At 57.1% G+C, this 24484-nt stretch carries 25 protein-coding genes; 18 read left to right on the top strand and 7 right to left on the bottom strand.

The window, feature by feature from the left end; genetic code table 11:
• Positions 1-8: 8 nt before the first annotated feature.
• The gene (locus ACMGGW_RS01290) at positions 9-707 is read right to left on the bottom strand and encodes a CoA transferase subunit A (protein WP_033648567.1); all 699 of its coding nucleotides are present in this window, start codon (positions 705-707) and stop codon (positions 9-11) included.
• Between the two features lie 168 nt (positions 708-875).
• On the opposite strand from ACMGGW_RS01290, the gene ACMGGW_RS01285 reads away from it, so the two are divergent.
• From ACMGGW_RS01285 to ACMGGW_RS01275, 3 genes are read left to right on the top strand one after another with little or no spacing between them, the layout of a single operon-like run.
• A complete protein-coding gene (locus tag ACMGGW_RS01285; protein WP_049272489.1) occupies positions 876-1793 on the top strand; it encodes a LysR family transcriptional regulator in 918 nt (305 codons plus the stop codon).
• Entirely contained in the window at positions 1765-1965 is a 201-nt protein-coding gene (locus ACMGGW_RS01280) for a hypothetical protein (RefSeq protein WP_193389596.1), read from the top strand. The genes ACMGGW_RS01285 and ACMGGW_RS01280 overlap by 29 nt, the downstream gene beginning before the upstream one ends.
• A complete protein-coding gene (locus tag ACMGGW_RS01275) occupies positions 1962-2363 on the top strand; it encodes a putative T6SS immunity periplasmic lipoprotein (RefSeq protein ID WP_072070302.1) in 402 nt (133 codons plus the stop codon). Before ACMGGW_RS01280 ends, ACMGGW_RS01275 begins: the two co-directional genes overlap by 4 nt.
• Before the next feature lie 15 nt (positions 2364-2378).
• Here ACMGGW_RS01275 and ACMGGW_RS01270 read toward each other — a convergent pair whose 3' ends face one another.
• On the bottom strand, positions 2379-2678 hold the full coding sequence (locus ACMGGW_RS01270; protein ID WP_033651399.1) for a hypothetical protein: 300 nt from the start codon (positions 2676-2678) through the stop codon (positions 2379-2381).
• Positions 2679-2914: 236 nt separating this feature from the next.
• Here ACMGGW_RS01270 and ACMGGW_RS01265 point away from each other — a divergent pair, with 236 nt between their 5' ends.
• The 9 genes from ACMGGW_RS01265 to ACMGGW_RS01225 all read left to right on the top strand — a co-directional run bounded on the left by ACMGGW_RS01265 (position 2915) and on the right by ACMGGW_RS01225 (position 12638).
• A complete protein-coding gene (locus ACMGGW_RS01265) occupies positions 2915-4285 on the top strand; it encodes a glutamine synthetase (protein ID WP_197832125.1) in 1371 nt (456 codons plus the stop codon).
• A 32-nt stretch (positions 4286-4317) separates the two neighbouring features.
• Positions 4318-4728 carry a GNAT family N-acetyltransferase gene (locus ACMGGW_RS01260; RefSeq protein ID WP_043136244.1) on the top strand — a complete coding sequence of 137 codons (411 nt, stop codon included), beginning with the start codon at positions 4318-4320 and terminating at the stop codon, positions 4726-4728.
• A 13-nt stretch (positions 4729-4741) separates the two neighbouring features.
• Positions 4742-5431: a trehalose-6-phosphate synthase gene (locus tag ACMGGW_RS01255; protein WP_197832124.1), complete on the top strand. Its 690-nt coding sequence runs from the start codon at positions 4742-4744 to the stop codon at positions 5429-5431.
• 482 nt (positions 5432-5913) lie between these two features.
• Complete coding sequence (locus ACMGGW_RS01250; RefSeq protein WP_238476084.1) at positions 5914-7635, top strand: ABC transporter permease; 1722 nt, start codon at positions 5914-5916, stop codon at positions 7633-7635.
• 15 nt (positions 7636-7650) lie between these two features.
• Positions 7651-8442 carry an ATP-binding cassette domain-containing protein gene (locus ACMGGW_RS01245; RefSeq protein ID WP_197770864.1) on the top strand — a complete coding sequence of 264 codons (792 nt, stop codon included), beginning with the start codon at positions 7651-7653 and terminating at the stop codon, positions 8440-8442.
• Positions 8443-8474: 32 nt separating this feature from the next.
• The gene (locus ACMGGW_RS01240) at positions 8475-9557 is read left to right on the top strand and encodes a porin (protein ID WP_197833522.1); all 1083 of its coding nucleotides are present in this window, start codon (positions 8475-8477) and stop codon (positions 9555-9557) included.
• Positions 9558-10142: 585 nt separating this feature from the next.
• Positions 10143-10922 carry an ABC transporter ATP-binding protein gene (locus ACMGGW_RS01235; protein WP_197819415.1) on the top strand — a complete coding sequence of 260 codons (780 nt, stop codon included), beginning with the start codon at positions 10143-10145 and terminating at the stop codon, positions 10920-10922.
• 111 nt (positions 10923-11033) lie between these two features.
• Positions 11034-11726, top strand: coding sequence for an MgtC/SapB family protein (locus ACMGGW_RS01230; protein ID WP_019453282.1), 693 nt, complete (start codon positions 11034-11036; stop codon positions 11724-11726).
• A 27-nt stretch (positions 11727-11753) separates the two neighbouring features.
• A complete protein-coding gene (locus ACMGGW_RS01225; RefSeq protein WP_197770861.1) occupies positions 11754-12638 on the top strand; it encodes a LysR family transcriptional regulator in 885 nt (294 codons plus the stop codon).
• A 4-nt stretch (positions 12639-12642) separates the two neighbouring features.
• Here the strand turns inward: ACMGGW_RS01225 and sfnG are convergent, their stop codons facing one another.
• Positions 12643-13737 carry a dimethylsulfone monooxygenase SfnG gene (gene sfnG / locus ACMGGW_RS01220; RefSeq protein WP_025305137.1) on the bottom strand — a complete coding sequence of 365 codons (1095 nt, stop codon included), beginning with the start codon at positions 13735-13737 and terminating at the stop codon, positions 12643-12645.
• Positions 13738-14173: 436 nt separating this feature from the next.
• Between sfnG and ACMGGW_RS01215 the strand changes: the two genes are divergently transcribed.
• From ACMGGW_RS01215 to ACMGGW_RS01200, 4 genes are all read left to right on the top strand, one after another.
• Positions 14174-16354 (top strand): carbon starvation CstA family protein, encoded by a 2181-nt coding sequence (locus ACMGGW_RS01215; protein WP_038630167.1) that lies wholly within the window; start codon positions 14174-14176, stop codon positions 16352-16354.
• A 220-nt stretch (positions 16355-16574) separates the two neighbouring features.
• Entirely contained in the window at positions 16575-16778 is a 204-nt protein-coding gene (locus ACMGGW_RS01210) for a YbdD/YjiX family protein (RefSeq protein WP_004953088.1), read from the top strand.
• A 21-nt stretch (positions 16779-16799) separates the two neighbouring features.
• A complete protein-coding gene (gene yjiA / locus ACMGGW_RS01205) occupies positions 16800-17762 on the top strand; it encodes a GTPase (protein ID WP_049207763.1) in 963 nt (320 codons plus the stop codon).
• Positions 17763-17818: 56 nt separating this feature from the next.
• Entirely contained in the window at positions 17819-18241 is a 423-nt protein-coding gene (locus ACMGGW_RS01200; protein ID WP_197832122.1) for a hypothetical protein, read from the top strand.
• Between the two features lie 150 nt (positions 18242-18391).
• On the opposite strand, the gene ACMGGW_RS01195 is transcribed toward ACMGGW_RS01200, so the two are convergent.
• Positions 18392-19312, bottom strand: coding sequence for an HNH endonuclease (locus ACMGGW_RS01195; RefSeq protein ID WP_313246177.1), 921 nt, complete (start codon positions 19310-19312; stop codon positions 18392-18394).
• Between the two features lie 110 nt (positions 19313-19422).
• Complete coding sequence (locus ACMGGW_RS01190; RefSeq protein ID WP_043136272.1) at positions 19423-20343, bottom strand: WYL domain-containing protein; 921 nt, start codon at positions 20341-20343, stop codon at positions 19423-19425.
• A gap of 297 nt (positions 20344-20640) precedes the next feature.
• Between ACMGGW_RS01190 and ACMGGW_RS01185 the strand changes: the two genes are divergently transcribed.
• Positions 20641-21552 carry a hypothetical protein gene (locus tag ACMGGW_RS01185; protein WP_420279146.1) on the top strand — a complete coding sequence of 304 codons (912 nt, stop codon included), beginning with the start codon at positions 20641-20643 and terminating at the stop codon, positions 21550-21552.
• A gap of 85 nt (positions 21553-21637) precedes the next feature.
• Here the strand turns inward: ACMGGW_RS01185 and ACMGGW_RS01180 are convergent, their stop codons facing one another.
• Together ACMGGW_RS01180 and ACMGGW_RS01175 are read right to left on the bottom strand one after the other, a co-directional pair.
• Positions 21638-21811, bottom strand: a complete 174-nt coding sequence (locus tag ACMGGW_RS01180; protein WP_154618042.1) for a hypothetical protein — start codon at positions 21809-21811, stop codon at positions 21638-21640.
• A gap of 275 nt (positions 21812-22086) precedes the next feature.
• A complete protein-coding gene (locus ACMGGW_RS01175) occupies positions 22087-22548 on the bottom strand; it encodes a hypothetical protein (RefSeq protein ID WP_142590963.1) in 462 nt (153 codons plus the stop codon).
• An 872-nt stretch (positions 22549-23420) separates the two neighbouring features.
• Here ACMGGW_RS01175 and ACMGGW_RS01170 point away from each other — a divergent pair.
• Positions 23421-24389: a hypothetical protein gene (locus ACMGGW_RS01170; protein WP_420279145.1), complete on the top strand. Its 969-nt coding sequence runs from the start codon at positions 23421-23423 to the stop codon at positions 24387-24389.
• Positions 24390-24484: the final 95 nt, after the last annotated feature.

The following is a 24484-nucleotide window of genomic DNA, read 5'->3' as shown; positions in this document are numbered from 1 at the left end:
AATTCTCCTTATGCCCGCAGGGTGCGTTGTTCGATACGCTTTTCGAAGGTGCCCTGAATCAGCCGATCGACGTAGATGCCGGGGGTGTGGATCGCCGCCGGATCCAGCTCGCCCGGTGCGACGATCTCTTCCACTTCCACCACCGTGATGCGCCCGGCGGTCGCCATCAGCGGATTGAAGTTCTGCGCGGTGTGGCGGTAGATGACGTTGCCGAAGTAATCGGCCTTCCAGCCTTTCACGATGGCGAAATCGCCGGTGATGGCGGTTTCCATGATGTAGGGGCGGCCGTTGAACTCGCGCACCTCTTTGCCTTCGGCGATCGGCGTGCCGTAACCGGTGGCGGTGAAGAACGCCGGGATGCCGGCGCCGCCGGCGCGGATCTTCTCCGCCAGCGTGCCCTGCGGCGTGAGATCCACCTCCAGCTCGCCGCTGAGCGCCTGCTGCTCGAACAGCGCGTTTTCGCCGACGTACGATCCCACCACCTTGCGGATCTGATGGGTTTCCAGCAGCCGCCCGAGACCGAACCCGTCGACGCCGCAGTTGTTGGAGACCACCGTCAACCCGCGCACGCCGCGCCGGCGGATCTCTTCGATCAGATTTTCCGGGATGCCGCACAGGCCAAAGCCGCCCGCCAGCACCGTCATGTTGTCCGTCAGGCCTGCCAGCGCTTCCTGGTAGCTGCCGACGCGTTTGTCGAGCCCTGCCATATCGTTGCCCCTGCATGTTGCGGCGCAGGGCGAAATGCCCTGGCTTGCGTGAGGGCATCTTCAGGTCACAAAAATGATTTGTTAATTTTGTTTTTATGCCGCATTCATTTAGAATTTTTATTAATCAGTCGTTAACCGACAATTAACAAAGAGTTAACGAAAGCCAAAATGAAAATGAGCATCAAACAGTTACGCGCGTTTTTAGCGGTAGCTCACACTCTGAATTTCGCCCAGGCCAGCGAGCGGCTGAATATTTCTCAGCCGGCGCTCAGCCTGGCGATCCGTGGGCTGGAAGACGCGCTGGGCGGGCCGCTGCTGCTGCGCACCACCCGCCGGGTGACGCTGACGCCGGAGGGGGAAACCTTCTTCCCGATGGCGCGCCAGCTGCTGGCGGATTGGGACAACGCGGAAGAGGCGATGCGTCAGCGCTTCACCCTGCAGATGGGCAAGGTGGCGATCGCCGCCATGCCGTCGTTCGCCGGCAACCCGCTGCCGCCGATCCTCAAGGCGTTTCGCGATCGCTACGCCGGCATCAACGTGGCGGTGCACGACGTCATCAACGAACAGGTGTTTGAAATGATCCGCGAAGGGCGGGTAGAGATGGGCATCGCCTTCGAGCCGGAGCCGAGCGACACCCTGCACTTCACCCCGCTGTGCCGCGATCGCTTTCTGGCGGTGGTGCCGAAGGATTCGGCGCTGGCGCGCAAGGCGCAGGTGAGCTGGAAGGAGCTGCTGACGCTGGATTTCATCACCCTGCAGCGGCCATCGGCGGTGCGGCTGCTGCTGGAGCAGGAGCTGGCCCGCAGCGGGCGAACGCTGGAGGTGGCGTTTGAAAGCCACCAGTTGGTGACGGTCGGGCGCATGGTGGCCAATGGCCTCGGTGCCAGCGCGGTGCCGGCGCTGTGCGAGAAACAGATGGATGAGCTGGGGGCGGTCTGCGTGCCGCTGATCGGCCCGATCATCGAACGGCGCGTTGGCCTGATCCGCCTGGCGCAGCATCAGCTCTCTTCCGCTGCGCAGGCGCTGGCGACGGTAATCGAACGGGAGATGGCGGGGAGTGGCGGGCAGCCTGCGCTTAAACCGTAAACCCGACGTGCTTGCCGCCCGGCAGTTCAATGTCCAGGCGCAGCGTGCCGCCCATCGCTTCCACGTAGCCACCAACTACAGCGGCATTATTGGGCCAGACATCAAAAAACGCTATGAATGGGTATTGCGAGCTTTCCTGAAAAATCCAAAGAACCGGAACACCTTATTATGACAAGACGTTATCTCTCTTTGCTGTGCGTACTGCTACTGAACGGCTGTCAATCCACTCAGCCCTGGTACCATCCGTTGGATGTCTCGCTCAAAGACAATCAACCTTGCTTTGCCGTGCCTATCAACAGCGTTCGCAGCGGCGACAAACTGCAAAACCGGGGAGTGATCGTCTCACGACAGGAACAACAGCAATGGCATATCGTCTGGACCTCACCAGAAATCACTCCGTTGCCTGACCTGAAACCGGGACAATGCGTCACCTATCCGCAAGTAAACTGGGCAGCGGGAGAATACTCAGTCTTGCTCGGCATCTCGATGAATAACGACACGGAAAGGCGTAAATACATGAAAAAATTCAACTTAAGAATTAATCCCAAGGGAGAAATACAGCTACAGTAAGGAGACTGGGATTATTTATTCCCCCTCCACCGCCTGCACCGCCGCCTTCTGCGTGGCGCGCTGATATAAGCACAGCTCCCTGCCCGGCTGGTTTTTCATAAACGGCTGCGGGTAGCGCCCACCGATAAACAGCGCCGAATAGCCGACGTCGTCACCGTAGTGAATAATCTCCCCTTCCACCCTGGCGTTTTTTAGCCCGCTGGCTTTCAGGCAGGCGGCGCGCATCGCCCGTTCGCTCTCGGCCCACGCCTGTGGGGAAGACGCGGTGGCGTGGAACGCGGCCAGCGCGGCGATAAGCAGCCCTATTCTCTTCATCGTTATCTCTCCTTCTACGGCCCATCTCGCCAGTATAGACCGTGCCGCCCCGGCCAACCCGCCGCGCTCTTTACGGCATTTTTATTCCGCGCCCCGTTAACGTTACGGCGTTTTTACAGACAGTTTTTGCCGCCGCAGATACCCTTTTCACATCGCCGCTATGGCCTCACAAGAGAGTTGTCTCATGCATTTATCCCTGCCTCTGGCCGTGACCGGTCTTCGTTCTGGAGCGCGCCATGCATTCTAATATCATCGGCTTCAATCCTCTGCTGGCGGAGCTGCCCACATCGCCGACGCGCACCTTCCGCAAAGAGCTGGAACACTACCTGCAGCGCTATCCGGATACCGAACAGCTGGATATTTATCTGCACGATCTGAACGGCCAGCTGCGCGGCAAGCGCCTGCCGATCGCCGAAGCCTTTGGCCTGGAAAAAGGCTGCTACTTCCCGCTGTCGATCTACGCCCTGGATCTGCACGGCCGGGTGATTGAAGAAAGCGGGCTGGGGCAGCGGGCGGGGGAGCCGGATCGGCTGTGCCTGCCGGTGCCCGGCACGCTGCGCCCCTGCGCGCGCGATCCCGAACGCCACGCCCAGCTGCTGCTGACGATGCAAAACGCCGACGGCGGCGCCTGCGAGCTGGAGCCGCGTGTGGTGCTGCAACGGGTGCTGAAGCGCCTGCACGAGCGCAACTGCTTCCCGGTGGTGGCGGCCGAACTGGAGTTCTACCTGCAGGATCCGCAGCGCCCCGCCGAGGCGGAAGCCTGCCCGACGCAGAGCTTCGCGGTGGATGCGCCCGAGCGCCACCATGCGCTGCTGAGCGACATCGAACGGCACGCGCGGCTGCAAAGCCTGCCGCTGACCGGCGTGGTGGCCGAAGCCGCTTCCGGCCAGTACGAGCTGAACCTGCATCACAGCCGGCGCGTGCTGGAAGCCTGCGACCAGATCATGGCGCTGAAACGCCTGACGCGGCAGATTGCCGAGCAGCATCACCAGCACGCCTGCTTTATGGCCAAGCCCTGCGCCCACGCCGCCGGCAGCGGGCTGCATGTCCATATCAGCTTGCAGGACGAGCACGGCGAGAACCTGCTGACCGGCGCGCCGGGCGAACTGAGCGATAACATGCAGCAGGCGATGGCGGGCATGCTGGCGCTGATGCCGGCATCGATGGCGATCCTGGCGCCCAACATCAACGCGTTTCGCCGCTTCCGCCCCGGCATGCACGTGCCGCTGCGCGCCTCCTGGGGCCACAACAACCGCACGGTGGCGCTGCGCCTGCCCTGCGCCGACAGCGCCAACCAGCGTATCGAATACCGCCTGGCCGGCGCCGACGCCAACCCTTATCTGGCGCTGGCGGTGATGCTCGGCGGCCTGTTGCACGGGCTGGAACACCCGCTGCCGCTGCCGCCCGCCGCCAACGGCTGCGAGAGCGATAACGCCGCGCCCTTGCCGCTCGGCCAGCAGGAGGCGCTGGCACTGTTCCGCCACAGCGATCCGCTGCGTGAGCTGCTCGGCCCGGCGTTCTGTACCCTGTGGCACACCTGCAAAAGCGCCGAGCTGCGCCGCTTCGAGGAACAGGTCACCGCCGCCGAACTCGGCTGGATGCTGTAACCGACCTCCGATTCGTTAACCTAAGGATAATCATGAACATGCAACCGCAACGGGCGTCCGTGCAGCCGCTGCTCTGCTGGCGCAAAGGCGTTTTTCATATCAGCACCGATCGGCAGTTGTTGGATATCGACGCGATCCAGCGTTTCCTCAGCCTGCAGGATCGGGCGGCGGCGGAGCGCCTGGTACACCACGGCCTGTGCTTCGGGCTATACCGCAAGCGCCACCTACTCGGTTTCGCCCGCATGGTGACCGACTACGCCACCTTCGCCTCGGTGAGCGAACTGTTCGTCAGCGCCGAGTACCGCGGCGTCGGGCTGGGAAGCTGGCTGACGCGCTGCTGCCTGGCGCACCCGGCTTTGCGCGGCCTGCGCGTCACGCTGCCCGCTCTGCAAGCGCCCTGGCGCGCCGATGGTTCGGCGCACGCCCTGCGTGCCCTTCACTGATAAGGAGACCCTCATGTCTCGTTTGGTGCTGATTTCCAACAAGCAGTGCGACGGCAAGGATCTGGCCTGCGCCGGCCAGACGCTGGCGGCCGACGCCGAACCGGGGCTGTGGCTCGGCTGGAACGGCGACGTGCAGAATTTCGCGCAGCGCCCGATCAGTTGCCGCCAACGTGCCGGTTATGATCAGGTGACCTTCCCGTTGTCGCTCGAAGAGTTCCGCCGCCACTATCAGGGCTACTACCACGACGGCCTGTGGCCGGTGTTCCACAACCAGCCGGAGAAAGCGCACTTCACGCCGGAAAACTACCGCGCCTACCGGCAGCTGAACCGCCGGTTTGCCGATATCGCCTGCGAGCACCTGTGTCCGGGCGACATCGTCTGCATCGACGACTACCAGCTGCTGCCCTGCGCGCAGGCGCTGAAGGAACAGGGGCTGCTGAACGCCTGCGCGTTCTTCTTCCACCTGCCGTTTCCGTCGGCGGCGCTGCTGCGGCGCATCCCGGAACATCGCCAGTTGATCGCGTCGCTGCTGTTCTACGATTTGATCGGTTTTACCACCACCGACGATCGCAACGCCTTTCTCAGCTGCCTGGCGGGCGAATTCCCGCTGGAGATGCTGCCCGACGATCAGATCCAGGCCAACGGGCATCTGTTCGCCACCGGCATTTTCCCCGCCGGCATCAACGGCAGGCAGATTTATTAATGTTACGGCGCGCGGTATTCAGGCGCGCCGTTTTATTTCGCCGTGATTTATTTTCACCGTATTTACCGCCATCAAAATAGGTTATTTCATTTTCTGAATATAGCGATTAAAAAATAAATATTCATCCTGTTACATATCAACCGTAAAAACCCTACACCGCCAATTGCTTTTTATTAGCAAAACACATTACCCTCTCCGGGCCATATTTAAACCGAGGAGGGCCCTATGGGCGATGAAAGTTTTAGTTTTATGCTAATGCTATTGGGCACCTTTCAGTAATGCCATCCACGTTGCATTCTGAAAGATACGGAATGCGGCAACCGCTCCCCTTCTGACGGCCTTTCCCGCTCTGCCTGCCCGCCCATCGCCCCGCTGCGAAAACAACGTCTGTCTCAACCGCTACAGCGGTATTTATCTGGTGTCGCCGGGCCTATTACCCGAGCGGCGACGGATTTCTTATGGGAAAAATAAGGTATTGCGTTATGCAAAATAACCGGGGTACATCTATTTTCAGAAAGTCTTATTTAAATGACTTTATCGTTATCGCCATCGGCGTTTTCTTCATTGCCTTTTTTATTCGCGCGTGGGGCGACATGCACGGCGACTTCAATGAACAAAACGTCTCTGCCATTAGTCTCGATGCCTGGAACCTGCTTTATTATTCGCTCAGAACCAGCATGCGTTTTCTCCTCGGCATGGCCTGGTCGCTGCTGTTTTCTGTGGTGTTCGCCGTGCTGGCCGCGCGCTATGCGCCGCTGCGCCGGGTGATCCTGCCCTTCGTCAACTTTATGGAGTCGGTGCCGCTGGTGGGGTTTCTGACCTTCACGACCGTGTACTTTCTCAACCTCTACCCGCACAGCGTGATGGGGCTGGAGTGCACCGCTATCTTCGCGGTGTTTACCGGCCAGGCCTGGAACATGATGCTGACGCTGTATCAGACGCTGCGCATCGTGCCCAAGGAGCTGGATGAAGCCGCCCGCAGCTTCAATTACAACCCGTGGCAACGCTTCTGGCGGCTGGAGTTCATCTATTCGGTGCCGGGCCTGCTGTGGAACGCCATGGTGTCGCAATCCGCCGCCTGGTTCGCCCTGGTGGCCTCCGAAGCCATTCCGGTCGGCGATCGCTCGGTCGAACTGCCCGGCGTCGGTTCCTATATCGCCGAAGCGCTGGCGCAGCAGAACGTGCCGGCGATCCTGTATGCGATCGTCGCGCTGGCCGCCAACATCGTGCTGCTCGATCAGCTGGTTTTCCGCCCGCTGGTGCGCTACACCGCCCGCTTCAAATACGAAGACGTCACCGCCAATCGCCCGCTCGGCAATCCGTGGTTTTACAACAGCCTGGCCTTCTCGCACGTCGGCGCGGCGCTCGGCCGCACGCTGCGCGCGCTGGCTGACCTGTGGCTGTTCAAGCTGCCGCGGCTGTGGTACGCCCTCGGCCTGCACCGCCTGTTCAGGCTCGCCGCCAAGGGGAACTGGCTGTGGCGCAGCCTGTGGTATCTCGGCGTGGTGCTGGCCTGCGTCTGGTTCGGTTACCGGCTGTGGGAATACTTCCCCAAACAGTACTTCGCCATGCTGCCGGAATGGATGCTGCTTACCACCGCGCGCGTGGCTGCGGCCATGCTGCTCAGCGTGGCGATCTTCACGCCGCTGGGGGTGTGGATCGGCCTGAATCCGCGCCTGGTGAAGATCTTCCAGCCGATCATCCAGATCCTGGCGGCCATTCCGCCCAACATTTTCTACCCGCTGATCGCCGCCTTTATCGCCATTTATCATCAGGATCTCGGCTGGTGGGCCATTCCGATGATCATGCTGGGCACCCAGTGGTACGTATTGTTCAACGTGATCGCCGGCGTTTCCGCCATTCCGACGCAGATCACCGAGGTCAGCGAAACCTTCGGCCTGCGCCGCTTCCGCTGGTGGCGCTACTACATGCTGCCGGCGATCTTCCCCTACATCGTGACCGGCATCATCTCCGCCGCCGGCGGCGCCTGGAACAGCGCCATCGCCGCCGAAGTGATCCAGTGGGGCAGCACCACCCTCAGCGCCACCGGGCTGGGCGCGTTCATTTCCGTCGTCACCGACGCCGGCAAGAACCCGGAGTCAGCGCTGGGCTGCGCCGCCATGTGTGCGCTGGTGGCGCTGTGCATCATCTTCGTCTGGCAACCGCTGTATCGCATCGCGGAAACCAAATTCAAATATGACTGATCAAGGGGGAACCACATGCTGACTCAAGAGGTAATTATCAGCGCCCGCCGGCTGAACAAGACGTTTATCGGCGAAAATAAACGCCCCAAACCCGTGCTGCGCGACGTATCGCTGACCGTACACGCCGGCGAGTTCGTCACCATTCTGGGGCAATCCGGTTCGGGCAAGTCCACGCTGCTGCGCATGCTGGCCGGGCTGATCCCGCCGGACAGCGGCACGCTCACCCTGGCGGGCAAACCGATCAATGGCCCGAGCGCGAACGCCGGCATGGTGTTTCAGTCCTACGCGCTCTATCCCTGGCTAACGGTGTACGACAACATCGCCTTCGGGCTGCTGGCGCAACGGCTGCCGCCGCAGACGATCGCCGAGCGGCTGGGGGCGCTGCTGCGCCTGGTGGGCCTGACCGGCTATGAGCACGCCTGGCCGCGCGAGCTCTCGGGCGGCATGCGCCAGCGCGTGGGCTTCGCCCGGGCGTTGGCGGTAGAGCCCGATGTCTTGCTGCTGGACGAGCCCTTCTCCGCCCTCGATATCTTTACCGCGCAAAAACTACGCAGCGATCTGCTGGCGCTGTGGGGAGACAACCGGCTGCGCACGCGCGCCATGGTGATGGTGACCCACGACGTCGAAGAGGCGGTGCTGATGTCCGATCGGGTGCTGATCCTGGACGCGACCAGCAAACGGATCGATGGCGAATTCAGCGTCAATATCCCGCGTGCGGCGCGCAACCGGGAAAGCCTGCGGCACCTCACCGATCGGATCCGCAGCTGCCTATACAAAAAAATCGCGCAAGCGCAATCGGCCGGTTAACGGCCCTGTTTTCATCCACTTGGGGAACTGAAATGAACCATAAAAGCGTGCTGATGACGCTGATCATCCTGCTGCCGGCCGCCGCCGCCGGCGCGGAAATCATCAATAAAGACGGCAATAAACTGGATCTGTACGGCCAGCTGAACGGCGTGCATTACTTCAGCAGCGACGCCGACAATAACGGCGACCGCTCCTATACCCGCTTCGGTTTCAAAGGCGAGACGCAGATCGCCGACGGGCTGACAGGGTATGGCCAATGGGAATATCAGGCGGGGCTCGATCAGCCGGAAAGCGCCGGGCCGGGCAATAGCTATACCCGGCTGGGCTTCGCCGGGCTGACGTTCAGCCGCTGGGGCAGCCTGGACTACGGCCGCAACTACGGCCTGCTGTATGACGTGGCCGGCTGGACGGACGTGCTGCCTGAATTCGGCAACGACAGCTACGAAGCGGCCGACAACTTTATGACCGGACGCGCCAACGGCCTGCTGACCTACCACAACCGCAGCCTGGGCGGCCTGGTCGACGGCCTGGATCTCGGCCTGCAATATCAGGGGAAGAATCGGGGGGACGACGCTCTGCGGGCGAAGGATATCCAGACGCAAAACGGCGATGGCTACGCCTTTTCCGCCACCTACGACACCGGCGTGGGGCTCAATGTTGGCGGCGCCTACGCCAACTCTGCGCGCACGCTGGCGCAACAGCGCTTCGGCCTGGCTGACGGCGATCGCGCTCGGGCCTGGACCCTGGGGCTGAAATACGACCAGGACAACCTCTACCTGGCGGCCAGCTACGCGCGCACCGAGAACATGACCTACGTCGACGGCGATCGCTACGCCGGCTTCGCCCCCCGCGCGGACGCTATTGAGGCGGTCGCGCAGTATCACTTCGATTCCGGCGTCACGCCCTCGGTAGCCTACCTGCAAACGCGCGGCCGTAACCTGCCCGGCATCGGCGACGCCGATCTGGTCAAATACCTGGATCTGGCGCTGAACTACAGCTTCAACGCCAATATGTCGACCTACGTGGAGTACAAGCTCAACCTGCTGCAACGGCAGAACGCCGTCGGCGCCGGCGCCGACGACATTGTCGAAACCGGCATCATGTATCAGTTCTGACCCGATACCGGCCGCAGCGCGCGCTGCGGCCGGTTCATTATTTGTCTTGCGCCCGCCCTGTTATTCTCTCGTTTAATTCAGGTTTATATTTCCATAAAATAGCGCCTATATTCACTCTCATGATTTTCGTTGACGCCCCGTTTAATAAATAAAGAAAAACTTTCCCGTATTCATATTAAATTACATTTTGCCGCGATAATTCCGCCTAACCACATTGAATCACAGGCAATATCACGCGTATTATGGCCACACGAAAAATAACGGGGAAATGATATGGACGGCGACAGTTGGTTGTTTATTTTATTGTTGGAATCGCTGAGGTCACAGGAGCAATAGTCATCCCATTGCATCCTGAAAGTGTCAGGATATGCGTCAGTTACCACATCCCTTCGCTTTACCCCTTCAGCACATGGCCTCCGCGTACGCCGCTCCGGCGCGCCTGACAGGCTAATCCTTCCAGCATACGCTTATTAACAGTCCGATAACGCTCAGGCTTATTTGCGCTCGCATTTATTTTACCCCTGCGCGGCGATAACTATCGGCCATTTTTCCATGCTCATATTTTTAATTGAGTGGAGAAACATCATGATGGTAAAAAAAACCACGTTGCTGACGGTTAATAACGTCAGCAAAAGCGTTCAGCCTACCGGTAAAGAAAAACGCCTGGTGCTGAATGAAATCAACCTGCGCCTCTACGATAACGAGGTCGTCAGCATTTTGGGGCAGTCCGGCTCGGGCAAATCCACCCTGCTGCGCATACTTTCCGGCCTGATCGCGCCGGATCTGGGCACCGTGATGCTGGGGGATAAAAAAGTCTCGGGGCCGAATCCGCAGATCAACATGGTGTTCCAGACCTTCGCCATTTTCCCGTGGCTGAACGTCTATCAAAATATCGCCTTCGGGCTGCAGGCGCAGGATCTGCCGCCGCAGGTGGTCGAAACCCAGACGCTGAAAATGCTCGATCTGGTCGGTCTCGCGCCCTACCGCGACGCCTACCCGCGCGAGCTTTCCGGCGGCATGCGCCAGCGGGTCGGCTTTGCGCGCGCGCTGGCGGTAGAACCGATGCTGCTGTTGCTGGATGAGCCCTTTTCCGCGCTGGACGTCTATACCGGCGAACACCTGCGCAGCGATCTGCTGCGCATCTGGAGCACGCGCCAGATCAAAACCCGCTCCATCGTGCTGGTGACCCACAGCGTAGAGGAAGCGGTGATGATGTCTGATCGCATCCTCCTTCTGGACGCCGGCACCCTCGACGGCTGCTATCACATCGCGCAGCGCCGCGAGACGCGCACCCGCGAGGGGATGCAGCCGCTGACGGACAAAATCAGCGAGACGCTCAGCCGGCAGATCGCCGCCGCGCACTGAGCGCCGCCCTGGCCTGGCGGGACGGATCCCGCCAACTTAACTACCTGTTTATCAAGAGTTACCCCGCCACGGGTGGCTCATGATAAGCGGATAATACATCGAGTTATTATCATGCATTTCATTCATACACTGCTGACGCTGCTGACCGCGTCCGTTCTGGGCGCCGCCATCGGCTACGAAAGACAATTCCGCCAGCGCACCGCCGGGCTGCGCACCAATACGCTGGTGGCCACCAGCGCGGCGATCTTCGTCCACCTGGCCATGACCATCGACGGCAGCGGCGGCGCGGTGCGGGTCATCTCCTACGTGGTCTCCGGCGTCGGCTTTCTCGGCGCCGGGGCCATCATGAAAGAAGGGATGAACATCCGCGGCCTGAACACCGCCGCCACGCTCTGGGGCTCCGCGGCGGTTGGCGCCTGCGCCGGCTGCGGCCTGTACGGCGATGCGCTGGCCGCCACGCTGTTCGTGCTCGCCGCCAACACCCTGCTGCGCCCGCTGGTCAATATGGTCAACAAACAGCCCTTCAATGACGTTAACGGCGAATCCACCTACCAGATTTGCGTCATTGCCTTCGAGCATGAACAGCGTGAAGCGCTGGCCAAATTCAAACAGGTGCTGCAAGGAGAAAACTGCTTTATCTCGCATCTGGATATCGAACCCTTTGGCGACGACGACGTGGAGATCACCGCCACGCTGATGCCGGCCTCCGTCACCACGCCGGTGCTCGACCAGACCATCAATAAACTGCTGAACGACAGCATGATGAAACAGGCCTATTACAGCCGCATCGCCGGCTCCGGCTAATGCCGTTCACTTCCAGGGAGATCCACCATGAAAACCATGCCAAAACTGGCTCATCTGACGATGTTCAAAGACATCGTTCACTGCGGAAGTTTGCACGATGCCGCGAAAAAACTGGCCGTCTCGCAACCGACGCTAAGCCGGGTGCTCAAAGAGCTGGAAATGTCCATCGGCGCGCGGCTGCTGGAGCGCAGCAACCGCGGCGTTCGCCTGACGGCGGTCGGCGAGCTGTTTTACCGGCGGATAGACGCCGCCACCAATCAGTTGCTCAGCGCGTTTGACGAGCTGCGCGGCCTGAGCGCCGGCGGCGAGAAGCGCCTGCGGGTGGGGATGAGCGTCGATCCGCTGCTGTGCTACCTGCCCCAGGTGCTCGAAGGCTTCAACCGCCGCTACCCGCATACCCGGGTGACGGTGGTGGAAGACGGCCCGGAAGGCCTGCTGGCCCGGCTGCGAAACTGCGAGCTGGATTTGGCGGTCAGCAGCCTGAACGGCGCGGCGGGCGGCGCCGATCTGGCCATGCAGGCGCTGAAGAGCGAGCGCTTCTCGCTCTATCAAGGGGGCGACCTGACCGCCGCCGGGCAGCCGCCGGCCGAAGCCAAATGGGTGGTGCCGCGCTCCTGCTCGGTGGGGCACGCCGCCATCCGCGAGATCGCCGAGCGTTACACGCCGCACGGCCAGATCGTCGAGACCGACTCCTTTCTGGCGACCTGGTGCCTGGTCAGGCAGCAGGGCTATATCGCGCTGCTGAGCGATCGGGTGGTCGCGCACTACGCCCCGCAGCTGCACCTGCAGAAAATCCCGACGCACGAGATCGACATCAGCGCGCGCTTTTACGTCTTTACCCGCCATGAGCCGGCCACGCCGCCGCTCAGCGCCGCCTTTATCCACCTGCTACAAACTCTGCAAACGGGTTGAACGCTCAGGCCGCTGCCCGCTGGCGCTCCAGTTCGCGCACCAGCGGGATCACTTCGCGGCCGAAGTACTCCACCTCTTCCTGGAAGTGCAGAAATGCCAGCAACAGCAGATCCACCCCGGCGTCTTTCAACGCGATGATGCGCTCGGCGATCTGCTGCGGCGTGCCGATCAGGTTGGTTTTAAAGCCGTCGTTATACTGCACCAAATCTTCGAAGGTGGACTTGGCCCAGTTGCCCTCGCCCTCGGGCGAGGCCGCCCCGGCGTTTTTCACCTCGTGCCCGAAGCCCTGCACCGCCTCCGGGTTGGCGTGATCGATGATCTCCTGCAGCACCGCCTGCGCCGCCTGTTCGCTCTCGCGGGCGATGACGAAACCGTTCACCCCCACCTTCACCCGATGGTGATTGGCCTGCGCCTTGCTCTGGATGTCCTCCACCTGCCGGCGAATGCCCTCCACGCTGTTGCCATTGGTGAAATACCAGTCCGAGACCCGCGCCGCCATGTCGCGCGCCGCGCGTGAGCTGCCGCCCTGGAAAATTTCCGGCAACGGCGCCAGCGGCTTCGGCTTCAGCGAGTAGTCGCGGAAACGGTAGAAATCGCCGGCGAAGGTGAAGCTGGGCTCAGTCCAGATGCCGCGCAGGCAGCGGATAAACTCTTCCGAACGCAGGTAGCGCTCCTCATGATCCAGCCACGGCTCGCCGATGGCCTTGAACTCGCCGCGGAACCAGCCGCTGACAATGTTCACCGCAATGCGCGCGTTGGAAAGATGGCTGATGGTGGCGATCTGTTTGGCCGCCAGCGTGGGGTTCCACGGCCCCGGCAGCAGCGCGGCGATCACTTTTAGTTTCTCGGTGGCGTCCAACAGGGCCTGTGAGAACGACACCGATTCGTGCTGGTTTTCCGCGCCGTAACCGGCGGTGAAGCGGATCTGGGTAAGCGCGTAGTCGAAACCGGCGCGCTCGGCGATCTGCGCCAGCTTGCGGTTATAACCGATGTCCCAACCGGTGCGCTGCGGGATATTGCTGATCACCAGGCCGCCGGAAACGTTCGGCACCCAGTAGGCGAACTGAATCGGCTGCTGCGAGTGGTTTGCTGCTGACATGCTTCTCTCCCTCTGACCGTCGGCGCCGTTATGCGGCGCGCATATAACCATTATTGACTTCCAAATATTGAAAACATTGTTTTGGTTATAAAACCGATAGCAGGATGCGTGCCAACCGCCGCATTAAGGCATCTGGCTGAAAAACCGGGAGTTTAAAGCCAGCGAGTTCGGGCGGGTGCTGCATTGGCAACAGCGGCTGACGGGCGGCTGTTGGTTATGCAACAAACCGCTTACCCCGCCAATCCAACCGTTCACCCGGCGGATCTGACCGCTGACCGAAATACGCCTGTCTTCCCCCCTTACCCCCGGCGATGATGAGCTGTTCCTAAACCCGCCTTACCTCGGGAAAGACGCTACGGCTCACCGCGCCACTCTGACATCTCTTACAAGCGGATGAGTTCATTCATATTTTGCAGACTGGAATTAAGGATACCTCATGAAACGAGAGGGGATTTTAAAGCACATTCCGTGGATGCTGCTGGGGATACTCGGCGCAGCCTGCCTCGGCGTGGTGGCGCTGCGCCGCGGCGAACACATCAGCGCGCTGTGGATCGTCGTCGCTTCGGTGGCGGTGTATCTGGTGGCCTACCGCTACTACAGCCTGTACATCGCCACCAGGGTGATGAAGCTGGACGCCGGCCGCGCCACCCCGGCGGTGGTCAACAACGACGGCCTGAACTACGTGCCGACCAACAAGAACGTGCTGTTCGGCCACCACTTCGCCGCCATCGCCGGCGCCGGGCCGCTGGTGGGGCCGGTGCTGGCCGCGCAGGTCGGCTACCTGCCCGGCACGCTGTGGCTGCTGGGCGGCGTGGTGCTGGCGGGGGCGGTGCAGGACTTTATGGTGCTGTTCATCTCCTCGCGCCGCAACGGCGCCTCGCTCGGTGAGATCATTAAAAAAGAGATGGGGCCGATACCGGGCACCATCGCGCTGTTCGGCTGCTTCCTGATCATGATCATCATCCTGGCGGTGCTGGCGCTGATCGTGGTGAAAGCGCTGGCGGAAAGCCCGTGGGGCGTATTCACCGTCTGCTCCACCGTGCCGATCGCGCTGTTTATGGGCATCTACATGCGCTACTTGCGCCCCGGCCGCGTGGGTGAAGTGTCAATCATCGGCATCGTGCTGCTGGTGGCCGCCATCTGGTTCGGCGGCGTGGTAGCGCACGATCCGTACTGGGGCCCGGCGCTGACCTTTAAAGACACTACCATCACCTTCACGCTGATCGGCTACGCCTTTGTCTCCGCCCTGCTGCCGGTGTGGCTGATCCTGGCGCCGCGCGACTACCTGGCCACCTTCCTGAAAATCGGCGTGATCGTCGGGCTGGCGATCGGCATCGTGATCCTCAACCCTGAGCTGAAAATGCCGGCGGTCACCCAGTTCGTCGACGGCACCGGCCCGGTATGGAAAGGCACCCTGTTCCCGTTCCTGTTCATCACCATCGCCTGCGGCGCGGTCTCCGGCTTCCATGCGCTGATCGCCTCCGGCACCACGCCGAAGCTGCTGGCCAATGAGACCGACGCACGCTTTATCGGCTACGGCGCGATGCTGATGGAGTCCTTCGTCGCCATCATGGCGCTGGTGGCGGCTTCCATCATCGAACCGGGCCTGTACTTCGCCATGAACACCCCACCGGCGGCGCTGGGCATCACCATGCCGGATCTGCACCGCCTGGGCACCGAAGACGCGCCGATGATCATGGCTTCGCTGAAGGACGTCACCGTGCATGCGGCGGCGGCGGTCAGCTCCTGGGGCTTCGTCATCAGCCCGGAACAGATCCTGCAGACCGCCACCGACATCGGCGAACCTTCGGTGCTGAACCGCGCCGGCGGCGCGCCAACGCTGGCGGTGGGCATCGCCCACGTGTTCCACCAGATCATTCCGGGCGCCAACATGGGCTTCTGGTACCACTTCGGCATTCTGTTCGAGGCGCTGTTCATCCTGACCGCGCTGGACGCCGGCACCCGCTCCGGCCGCTTTATGCTGCAGGATCTGCTGGGCAACTTCGTGCCGTTCCTGAAGAAAACCGACTCGCTGGTGGCCGGCATCGTCGGCACCGCCGGCTGCGTCGGGCTGTGGGGCTACCTGCTGTATCAGGGCGTGGTGGATCCGCTCGGCGGCGTGAAGAGCCTGTGGCCGCTGTTCGGCATCTCCAACCAGATGCTGGCCGCCGTGGCGCTGGTGCTGGGCACCGTGGTGCTGATTAAGATGAAGCGCACCCAATACATCTGGGTGACCGTGCTGCCGGCGGTGTGGCTGCTGATCTGCACCACCTACGCGCTGGGGCTGAAGCTGTTCAGCGACAACCCGCAGCTGGAAGGCTTCTTCTTCCTGGCCGGCGAGTACAAGCGCAAGATCGCCGAAGGCGGCGCCGAGCTGAGCGCCCAGCAGATCGCCAACATGAACCACATCGTGGTGAACAACTACACCAACGCCGGACTGAGCATTCTGTTCCTGCTGGTGGTGTACAGCATCATCTTCTACGGGGTGAAAACCGCGATGGCGGCGCACAAAAACCCGAAACGCACCGACCAGGAAACGCCTTACGTACCGGTGCCGCAGGCCGCGCCCGCCGACGGCGTAACTGAGGGGGAGGTCAAAGTTTCGACCCAGCATTGATGTGATTTAACGGATACCCTGCATAATAAACGTTAAGTAGTACCCAAAGCCGCACGGCCTGCGTATCGCAAGATGCCAGGCGTGCGGCGCGATGCAATCGAGATACCCGGGGCGACCCGGAGGTGGGGGGCATCCCTGCGGGAACCCCATCCCCCGGCTTCCCCTAATATCAGGCTTAAGCAAGCGCTGTAGTGATGCAGGGTAAAGTTGGAGAAGGCTTATGTTCGGAAATCTCGGCCAGGCGGGGAAGTACCTCGGGCAGGCGGCGCGCATGTTGGTGGGCGTGCCTGACTACGATACCTACGTCCAGCACATGAAAGACAACCACCCGGACAAACCGGTGATGACCTATAAAGAATTTTTCCGCGAGCGCCAGCAAGCGCGCTACGGCGGCGACGGCAAAGGCGGCATGCGCTGCTGTTAACCCGCAGTCACAAGGACCCGTATGAAACCCATTGCAGTCACCATCCTGACCGGCTTTTTGGGCGCCGGCAAAACCACCCTGCTGCGCCACATCCTGAACGCCGAACACGGCTATAAAATCGCGGTCATCGAGAACGAGTTCGGCGAAGTGCCGATCGACGACGCGCTGATCGGCGATCGCGCAAGCCGCATCACCACCCTGAGCAACGGCTGCATCTGCTGCAGCAAGTCCAACGAGCTGGCGGACGCGCTGCTGGATCTGCTGGACGGCGTCGACAGCGGCCAGCTGGCGTTCGATCGGCTGATCATCGAATGCACCGGCATGGCCGATCCCGGCCCGATTACCCAGACCTTTTTCTCGCACGAGATCCTGTGCGAGCGCTTCCTGCTGGACGGCATCATCACCCTGGTGGACGCGGCGCACGCCGACCAACAGCTGAGCCAGTTCAGCATCGCCCAGGCGCAGGTGGGCTACGCCGACCGCCTCCTGCTGACCAAAACCGACGTGGCGCCGGACTGCGAGGCGCTGATCCAGCGGCTGCAGCGGATGAACGCCCGCGCGCCGGTGTACAAGGTGACGCACGGCGACATCGATCTGAGCGTGCTGTTCGACATCGAAGGCTTCACGCTGAACGACAAGCTGAACCTGACGCCAGCCACCCCGCTGTTCCGCCGCATCCCGCAGCCGCAGAGCGACATCCGCTCAATTGTCGTGACGCTGGAGCGCCCGCTGCCGCTGATGCAAATCTCCGACGTGATGGAAGGCCTGCTGCTGGAATACGCCGACAACCTGCTGCGCTACAAAGGCATTCTGTCTATCGAAGACGAGCCGCGCCGCCTGCTGTTCCAGGGCGTGCAGCGGCTGTACAACGCCGACTGGGATCGGGAATGGCTGCCTGAGGAAGAGCGCAAGAGCACGTTGGTGTTTATTGGCGTGGATCTGCCGGAGGAGGAGATTCGGGGAAGGATTGGGGGGTTGGGGTAAGATAAACCATTTCCCAGGCCAACACGGCCCATATCCAGCAAACTCAAGGATGAACGATGGCAAACAACGTGATGATAGTAGGATTAAAGGCGCTTAACCTGTGCGCGAGCGCCTATATCGTCATCAAACTGAGCACGGTGTTAGCCATCGGCATCATGTTTCTTATTGTCTCTTACGCCGGCGTAGAGGACGTTGGGCTGTCCAATCTCCTCGCCGGGGCGCTCATCATTCTGCCGCAGTTGGTCGTCGTCGGTGGCCCCCTTATCGTCTGCGCCGTCGCCGCCTATCTCAACCTAAAGGCGCCCTATCGTAAAAAAGCGCTGTTCTTTAGCCTGCTGTTGGGCAGCCTCTCTGCGGTTGGCCTGCTGCTGCCCTACACGCGCGAGTTCGCGCTATCCACGGCAGCCGCCAGCGCCCTGGCATTGGGCAGCGCGCTGGGGATTTTTGCTTTATCGAGGAGGTGTGTTCAAGCGTTGTAGTGTCTGAGATGGTCGAGAAGGCGCTATTTAAGAATGGCTAGTTCAATTTCCAAGTAAAACCTCATCATATAACTCACGCAAATAGGGTATTTCTTGCAGTGAAGAAGACTGCATAACTACCGTCTTCTTTTTTGAACTGAAAGATTAGCGCTATACTTTCTGCCGCTCAATCATTTCTCTAAGCTCATCAATAGAAAGCGTTTTATCTTTTTTACGATGAATGATGCTATGGCAGTTAGCGCAAACGGGCACCAGATCGGTTTGAGGATCTACTGTTTTCTTTCCGCCAAATTCCGAGACCGGCACCACGTGGTGGATATGGATAAACCCTTCAGCATAGTCCCCGTAAAAGGCCTCAAAGTTGAAACCACAAGCACAGCAAGTTGAACCGTGTAACTTCAGGGCTGCACGTCTTAACTTGGGATTACGCTCATATTTGGTGGTGAAATAACCAATCTTTGCCCCTTCTTGAGGAGTGTCCGCAGATTCTAGACTTTGGTTGTAATCCTCTTCTTCAATCACAGACTCAATCACCGGGCCAAGTACCGCCTGTGCCACAATTGCCTGATAAATGTCCTTAGTGATTGGCCGCACGCCATCACGCCAATAGTTCGATTGGCGACTTGCCGGGATCACCTCGAAATAACCTGTGGCGGTCTTTGCCAACAGCGGTTTAGTGAAAGGCTGAAAATCCTCGACTATCGCGTATAATTCCCCATTCTGCGCATTTGGATCGGAATAAACATAGGCAATAGTAGCTACCGCAAAGTAATGCGGTTCATCCGTCATTCGTTCATCTCGGTAGAGCTTATCTCTCAACTTACCTTTGTAGTAAACCACTCGAGTACCAGGAGTAAGCATAGCGGTGTAACGCTTAGGGAAGTGATACTCCTCACCGGGCTTATCATCCCACTTTGACTCATCCATTTCTGCGATTACGGTAAACGGCATACGGATATCCACATAAAAAGTAAACCATGTGAATATATCCAAATCCATTGATTTATTAAATATTTTAAGAGATGAAATATTTTTCAGATTAAATATTAGAGAAACCAATAAAGATAACAACCAACATTATTAGCCGTGAAATAGTAATAGGCAGTTACAATGCGGTTGATTATTCAGCAAAAACTCTGAGGGTATTCAAAATATCAACCGCATTGGGTCTTAAAGGAAATCTATTCCTCCATGGAAAAATCTCTGCCAGTAAGTTTGAAATAGCACCCCTGCAAGACCAAATCATGGCGATTTTTTAGTACCAACGGATGTAACAACGGATTTTCCCTATGTTCCCCGGTGAAATTTACCTGCAAACGCTCCAAAGCATAATGAAGCAAAGGCATCCGCTGAGTAATCAACAAATGCCCATCTCTCATCGCATAATCACTGGCAATAATCGCGCGTTGAGCAGCATTCAGCTCTGGATTCGGTACGACAATGGCTGTCACAAAAGTGTTCCATTCACTATCTTTATCCCGCCCTCTGTCCGAGGCATCAAGCAACTCAGGAATACCGCGAAAACGGCTCATGACGAAGTCCAAATAATTCCCTTTTTTCTCACAATAAGCTCGAACATGCCAACGAATCCCATCATAAACCAATGTGTGCGGAACAATGTTGCGGCCACTTTGCTCCCCAGAGTTGAGGGAAACATAATCAACATCCACTCTCAATTGATAACGCGCCGCCTGCACCAATCCGCGTACCATTATTGGGTTAACATGACGAGTTGGGACGCTCAAGATTTCGATATGACCATATCGAAGATCCATTAATGGCAGAGTAGCTCCCTTATCAAAGCATTCATTCGTCTGCTGTTTTTCCTGATGCAGCAGCATCAGGTATTCATCAACTTTCCCTTCACTGAACTTTGGTACAAATTGCGCGGTCGGCCTGAATCCCTTTAGCTTAGAATCATACTCTACGCCGTTCAGCGCATAATTATTTATATACCAATTGATATCTCGTGATGCCTGTTGGCGGCCTATATTAAAAGCAGTACAAAGGTGGTTAGTCGTCAACCGCCCCTCCCATTGCAACACGATCTCAAGCAAGCGAAAACGTAGAGTCTGATCCCAAGTTAGCCCAACCATAGCCATATATGCTCCGAAATGCGACATGTTCAACTAACCAGTATCGGAATATCTTTCAACATCTAATATACTGGTTCTATTCACAACATTCAGGTTAGAAAAAACAATGTGTTATATAACTTCAACAAAGAAATCTCACTTTACCTTTATCGACTGGATTTTGGAATACCTTTGTAGAGACATAAAATTGCAACTTTGTGAAACTAAATCAAGACGAATCATGTTTATACAGTGATAAACATCTACAAGCATGCGATGCGAAGAGAGAACAAAGTATAATCAACCTTCAAATTAGGATAATGCATGAGAATCGAACGGGCTTATAGCATTGAATTAGGAAAAGATATTACAGCAGAAGAGGCTGACAAATTATTCGCTGAAAAGATCGTAGCATCAAAGCATCTATTTAAATGCCCTGAAAAAAATTGCTTAGCTCAAGTCACATGTGCCAACCTGGACAGACCAAAACGACTGCGCAAACGCGATCCTTATTTTAAGTTTGTTTCCGAGCATAGCCCTGGTTGCCAACTTGAAGCCGAAACGGACGAAGACCTACGACGAGTAAAATCAGTCAGAGAAGACCCTGAAGCCCTTCCTTTTATACGAGATGATATTGTTGACATTGACTTGTCTCCACTAAATATGCGTTTTATTCGTGATACTCCCTCTTCAGGGGATGAAGAAGACATAACAAAGCGTCAACGAAAAATAGCGGGTGAGGAGCAAGAAGATAATAACCAACGTCGTCACTCCAGAAAACGACTTTCTGGTTTGGTTAATTCGTTTATTGCAAAAGAGAATTTCTTCCTAAATACAGCTGAAGGTAAGCTCCACTTAAGGGATTTCTTCATCAGTATTAATAACAGGAAAGACTTAAGCACATATATCGATGAGCCACGAATTTACTATGGTAAAGCGTGGATTAACCGTAAAGATGACTACTACTTGGTCCGTTTCGATAATGAGATGAAAGCAGGAATGATAAAATATAAACCAACATTTTTTATCCCTTCTCGCCTTGTTGATAGCTCCGAATACCGTAGAACCTCACGAGAGAAGCTGGATGAGCTTGCGATGGCCACGCCACCAAGACCTCTATATTTATTTATTTTTAGCGAGTTACCGCCCGTTAAAAGCAATGTTGGTGATTATATCAATTTCAAATTAGACGATTTAACCTATTTATATTACCTTCCATGGGGAAAGAAAAAATAAAACAAGAAAGCGTAAGCTCTCTTACTGGCACTTCCCTCATGAATAAAAAGATGCCGCACTTCAGGATCCTAGCTCGCATAATTTTTTATATACGGCCCAACTCCCCGTGCGAGCTCATCGCCGTGTACTGATTCTGCAGCCCAAAAACAGGTAGCACCACCACGCTCAGATAGAAAATAGTGTTACCAAACGCTGAACGCGCCAGGTTGACTTCGCCCGGCGTTAACGCCCGCGTGATCTCTTTCTGTTGTGGCTCCATCCTGGAACTCCTTGTTCTGAAAGATTTCAATGAAATGCAATTTTTTCATTTAATGTCAATTATATATGCGTTATGAAAGCATCAGGACGATCTGGTTTTTACTAAAGTGAAAAGCGCATCACCCCGTGGCTGATAATTGAAATGAGCCATACAGGGCAAATCCCTAACACAAAAAACCACCTACCGGTGGCTTCTTGTTCGCACTGTACTAACGCTGCCAGATGATGAGCTACCGCCCTCATCTTCACTGACGTAGTCACACATTCAGCGTGTTTTTAAATATCGCGCCTGAAGTTGCAAGCCGTCTTATCTGTGCAAATCACCGACGGTAAGTATTTGTCCTCTCGCACCTTGGTTGGGATAACCGCACACTGTTTGCTCAGTTCTAGCCTGCGTGTTGCCCTAACGGTCATCGACTTATCCTGGGGAATAACGAAATTAACTTCAATTTTTTCTGGCTTGTCTCCAAACCACAAGCCAATCGTACCTTTGGCCTGTACCATCTCCTCCCCTTTCTCATCAAAAACATAGTAACTGCCAGTGCCACTACGATTTTCTAGTATACGGATTGGACCGCTGGGATAATTATTGGCAATGGCATCATTCTCCCACAAGTCTCGTACACAATATGCCATTCCTGCTGTACCCGGTGTTCCCGAAAAAGTATCCACGACTTTATTCGTACTGCAGGCTGACAAAGCAAGAAAGGACATAAAAAATAGAGGTTTAATAGACATTTAATCAAAGCATCCCTGGCTTTATTTTGGAAGTGCTTATCATATCACTGATACACTTTATTGAGAATGAATATCAATATCACATGAATGATGCATCTCTACACGAATTTGCCAACTGATGCGCTAGATAAGCTATTTCATCAGATCGATTATGAGCCCTCTCACTGGGCAGCAATCATGCCAGTCGCATCAGCAAATCTCGGTCAAATCAGTCTCAATGGCACTGAGCCAAGGCGTATCGCGATATATGAATGACCCCAAAACACATAACTCTACTTATGAGTTAGCAAGGAACAAAGGCAGGGGACTGTTCGCAACCAAATTCCAGGCACAAAAAAACCACCTTTCGGTGGCTTCTTGTTCACGCGGTACTTAATGGTGCGAAGGCCGGACTCAAATCACTAATCAATACACTGAAAAATATAATATTATTAAAAAAAAGCAAGATTATGCCCCCTTTTGTGCCCCCAGTATAAATTTCGTGAAACGCTGGAGGATTAGACTATTGCTCTGAAAACAGCATAAAATTCAACCATACAAAGAACTTGGTTAGGTTCCGTGTCACGAACCCAAACCAAAAATTATTGTTACGCATAAATTTACTGTCTCTATTTTCTGATCGCAGCTTTATTTCTTGGACTCACAGCCACAAAAAAAAGATTTATAGAAAAACTGTTCACCCTATACATCTTTTTATTTTATCCTTTTATTTCAATGCATTGATGGGTGTATAGCTACCTTCTCGGTGTACCCCCCTGTTCACCTACAGGGTGAACAGCCTGAACCGCAGGCACAAAAAAACCGGCCTGAGCCGGTTTGGGGAGCGCTTGTCGTTATGATATTGGCCGTTCAGCGGCCGATAGGATGCCCTGGTGTTGCTGCGTGTATTAAGGTCCCTGCCAATATGGCAACCGGTGACCGCTCCAGGGTTGCTCTATTGGAGCGAGGTTCCATGGGGGCCAAATGCCCGCAGCAAGCCCAGCTATAAGATTTATTTCGAGGTCATCCTTGGCGTCATCGCTCTCGACAAGGCGACGGACGAGCTGGTCAAGGTTTTTGGCGAGGATGAGGAGCGTTCACGCCCGGACGGTAAGAAAGCGGCCATCGGTTCGATCCTGATCGACAAGGAAGGTTATGTGCTTGAGGACAAAGGCGTCGCTTTTTCCAGTTTTGCCTGGGCACTCAAGCAGGCTCTCGATCTGAAGATTGGGAGCTTAGGGAAATGGCCGAATGTTGAGCCGCACATTATCGAGTATCTGGATCGAATGGTTCGCCGTCACAACGAGGATGGAGAACCCATACCGATCGATTTGGATGTCGTTCTTAACGCTTATAAATGGCTTGTGTCTCAGTTCGGTGTACCCAAGCATTTGGTTGAGCCACCCACATTTGCGATTAAGGTGTTTCATCATTTCAAAGCCAAGACGCCGCCTGAACCTTCGTTACTGAATTCTTTCTATCTTGAAGATCTCGATGAAGCAACTAAATTGCTCGAGACGGGCAAAGCCGGAACCAGTTTGCGCCGCTACATGGGAATTGGTAGGCCTGACCAGAAAATCGACGTGCTTTCGCCCATTTCCGCAGTTGAGCCGTTCGTCGCACCGTCGCTCATGCCGCAGGCTCGTTGGCCTTCGAAAGGCGGCCATCCATTGGTGCTGCTTCAACAAGCTGCCGTGAATGCGGCACGTGCTGAGCTGAATGATGCTCCAGGTATCATCGGCGTCAATGGGCCACCGGGTACCGGAAAGACCACTCTTCTGCGGGACATCGTCGTTGGGTGCATTCTTGATCGGGCCACGGCGATGACATCCCCTCCGATCCTATCGAAACCTGGGGACTGATCGCCGCAGCACTCGGCAAGAGCAGCAACCGAGGAGCGTTCCAGCAAGGTTTCTGGTGGAATGAGGACGGCGGTTTCCTTACCTACCTGAAAGCA

This window comes from Serratia sp. BNK-4, assembly GCF_048685115.1.
Taxonomy (GTDB): domain Bacteria; phylum Pseudomonadota; class Gammaproteobacteria; order Enterobacterales; family Enterobacteriaceae; genus Serratia; species Serratia bockelmannii.
This window is presented reverse-complemented; position numbering and strand designations above follow the sequence as displayed.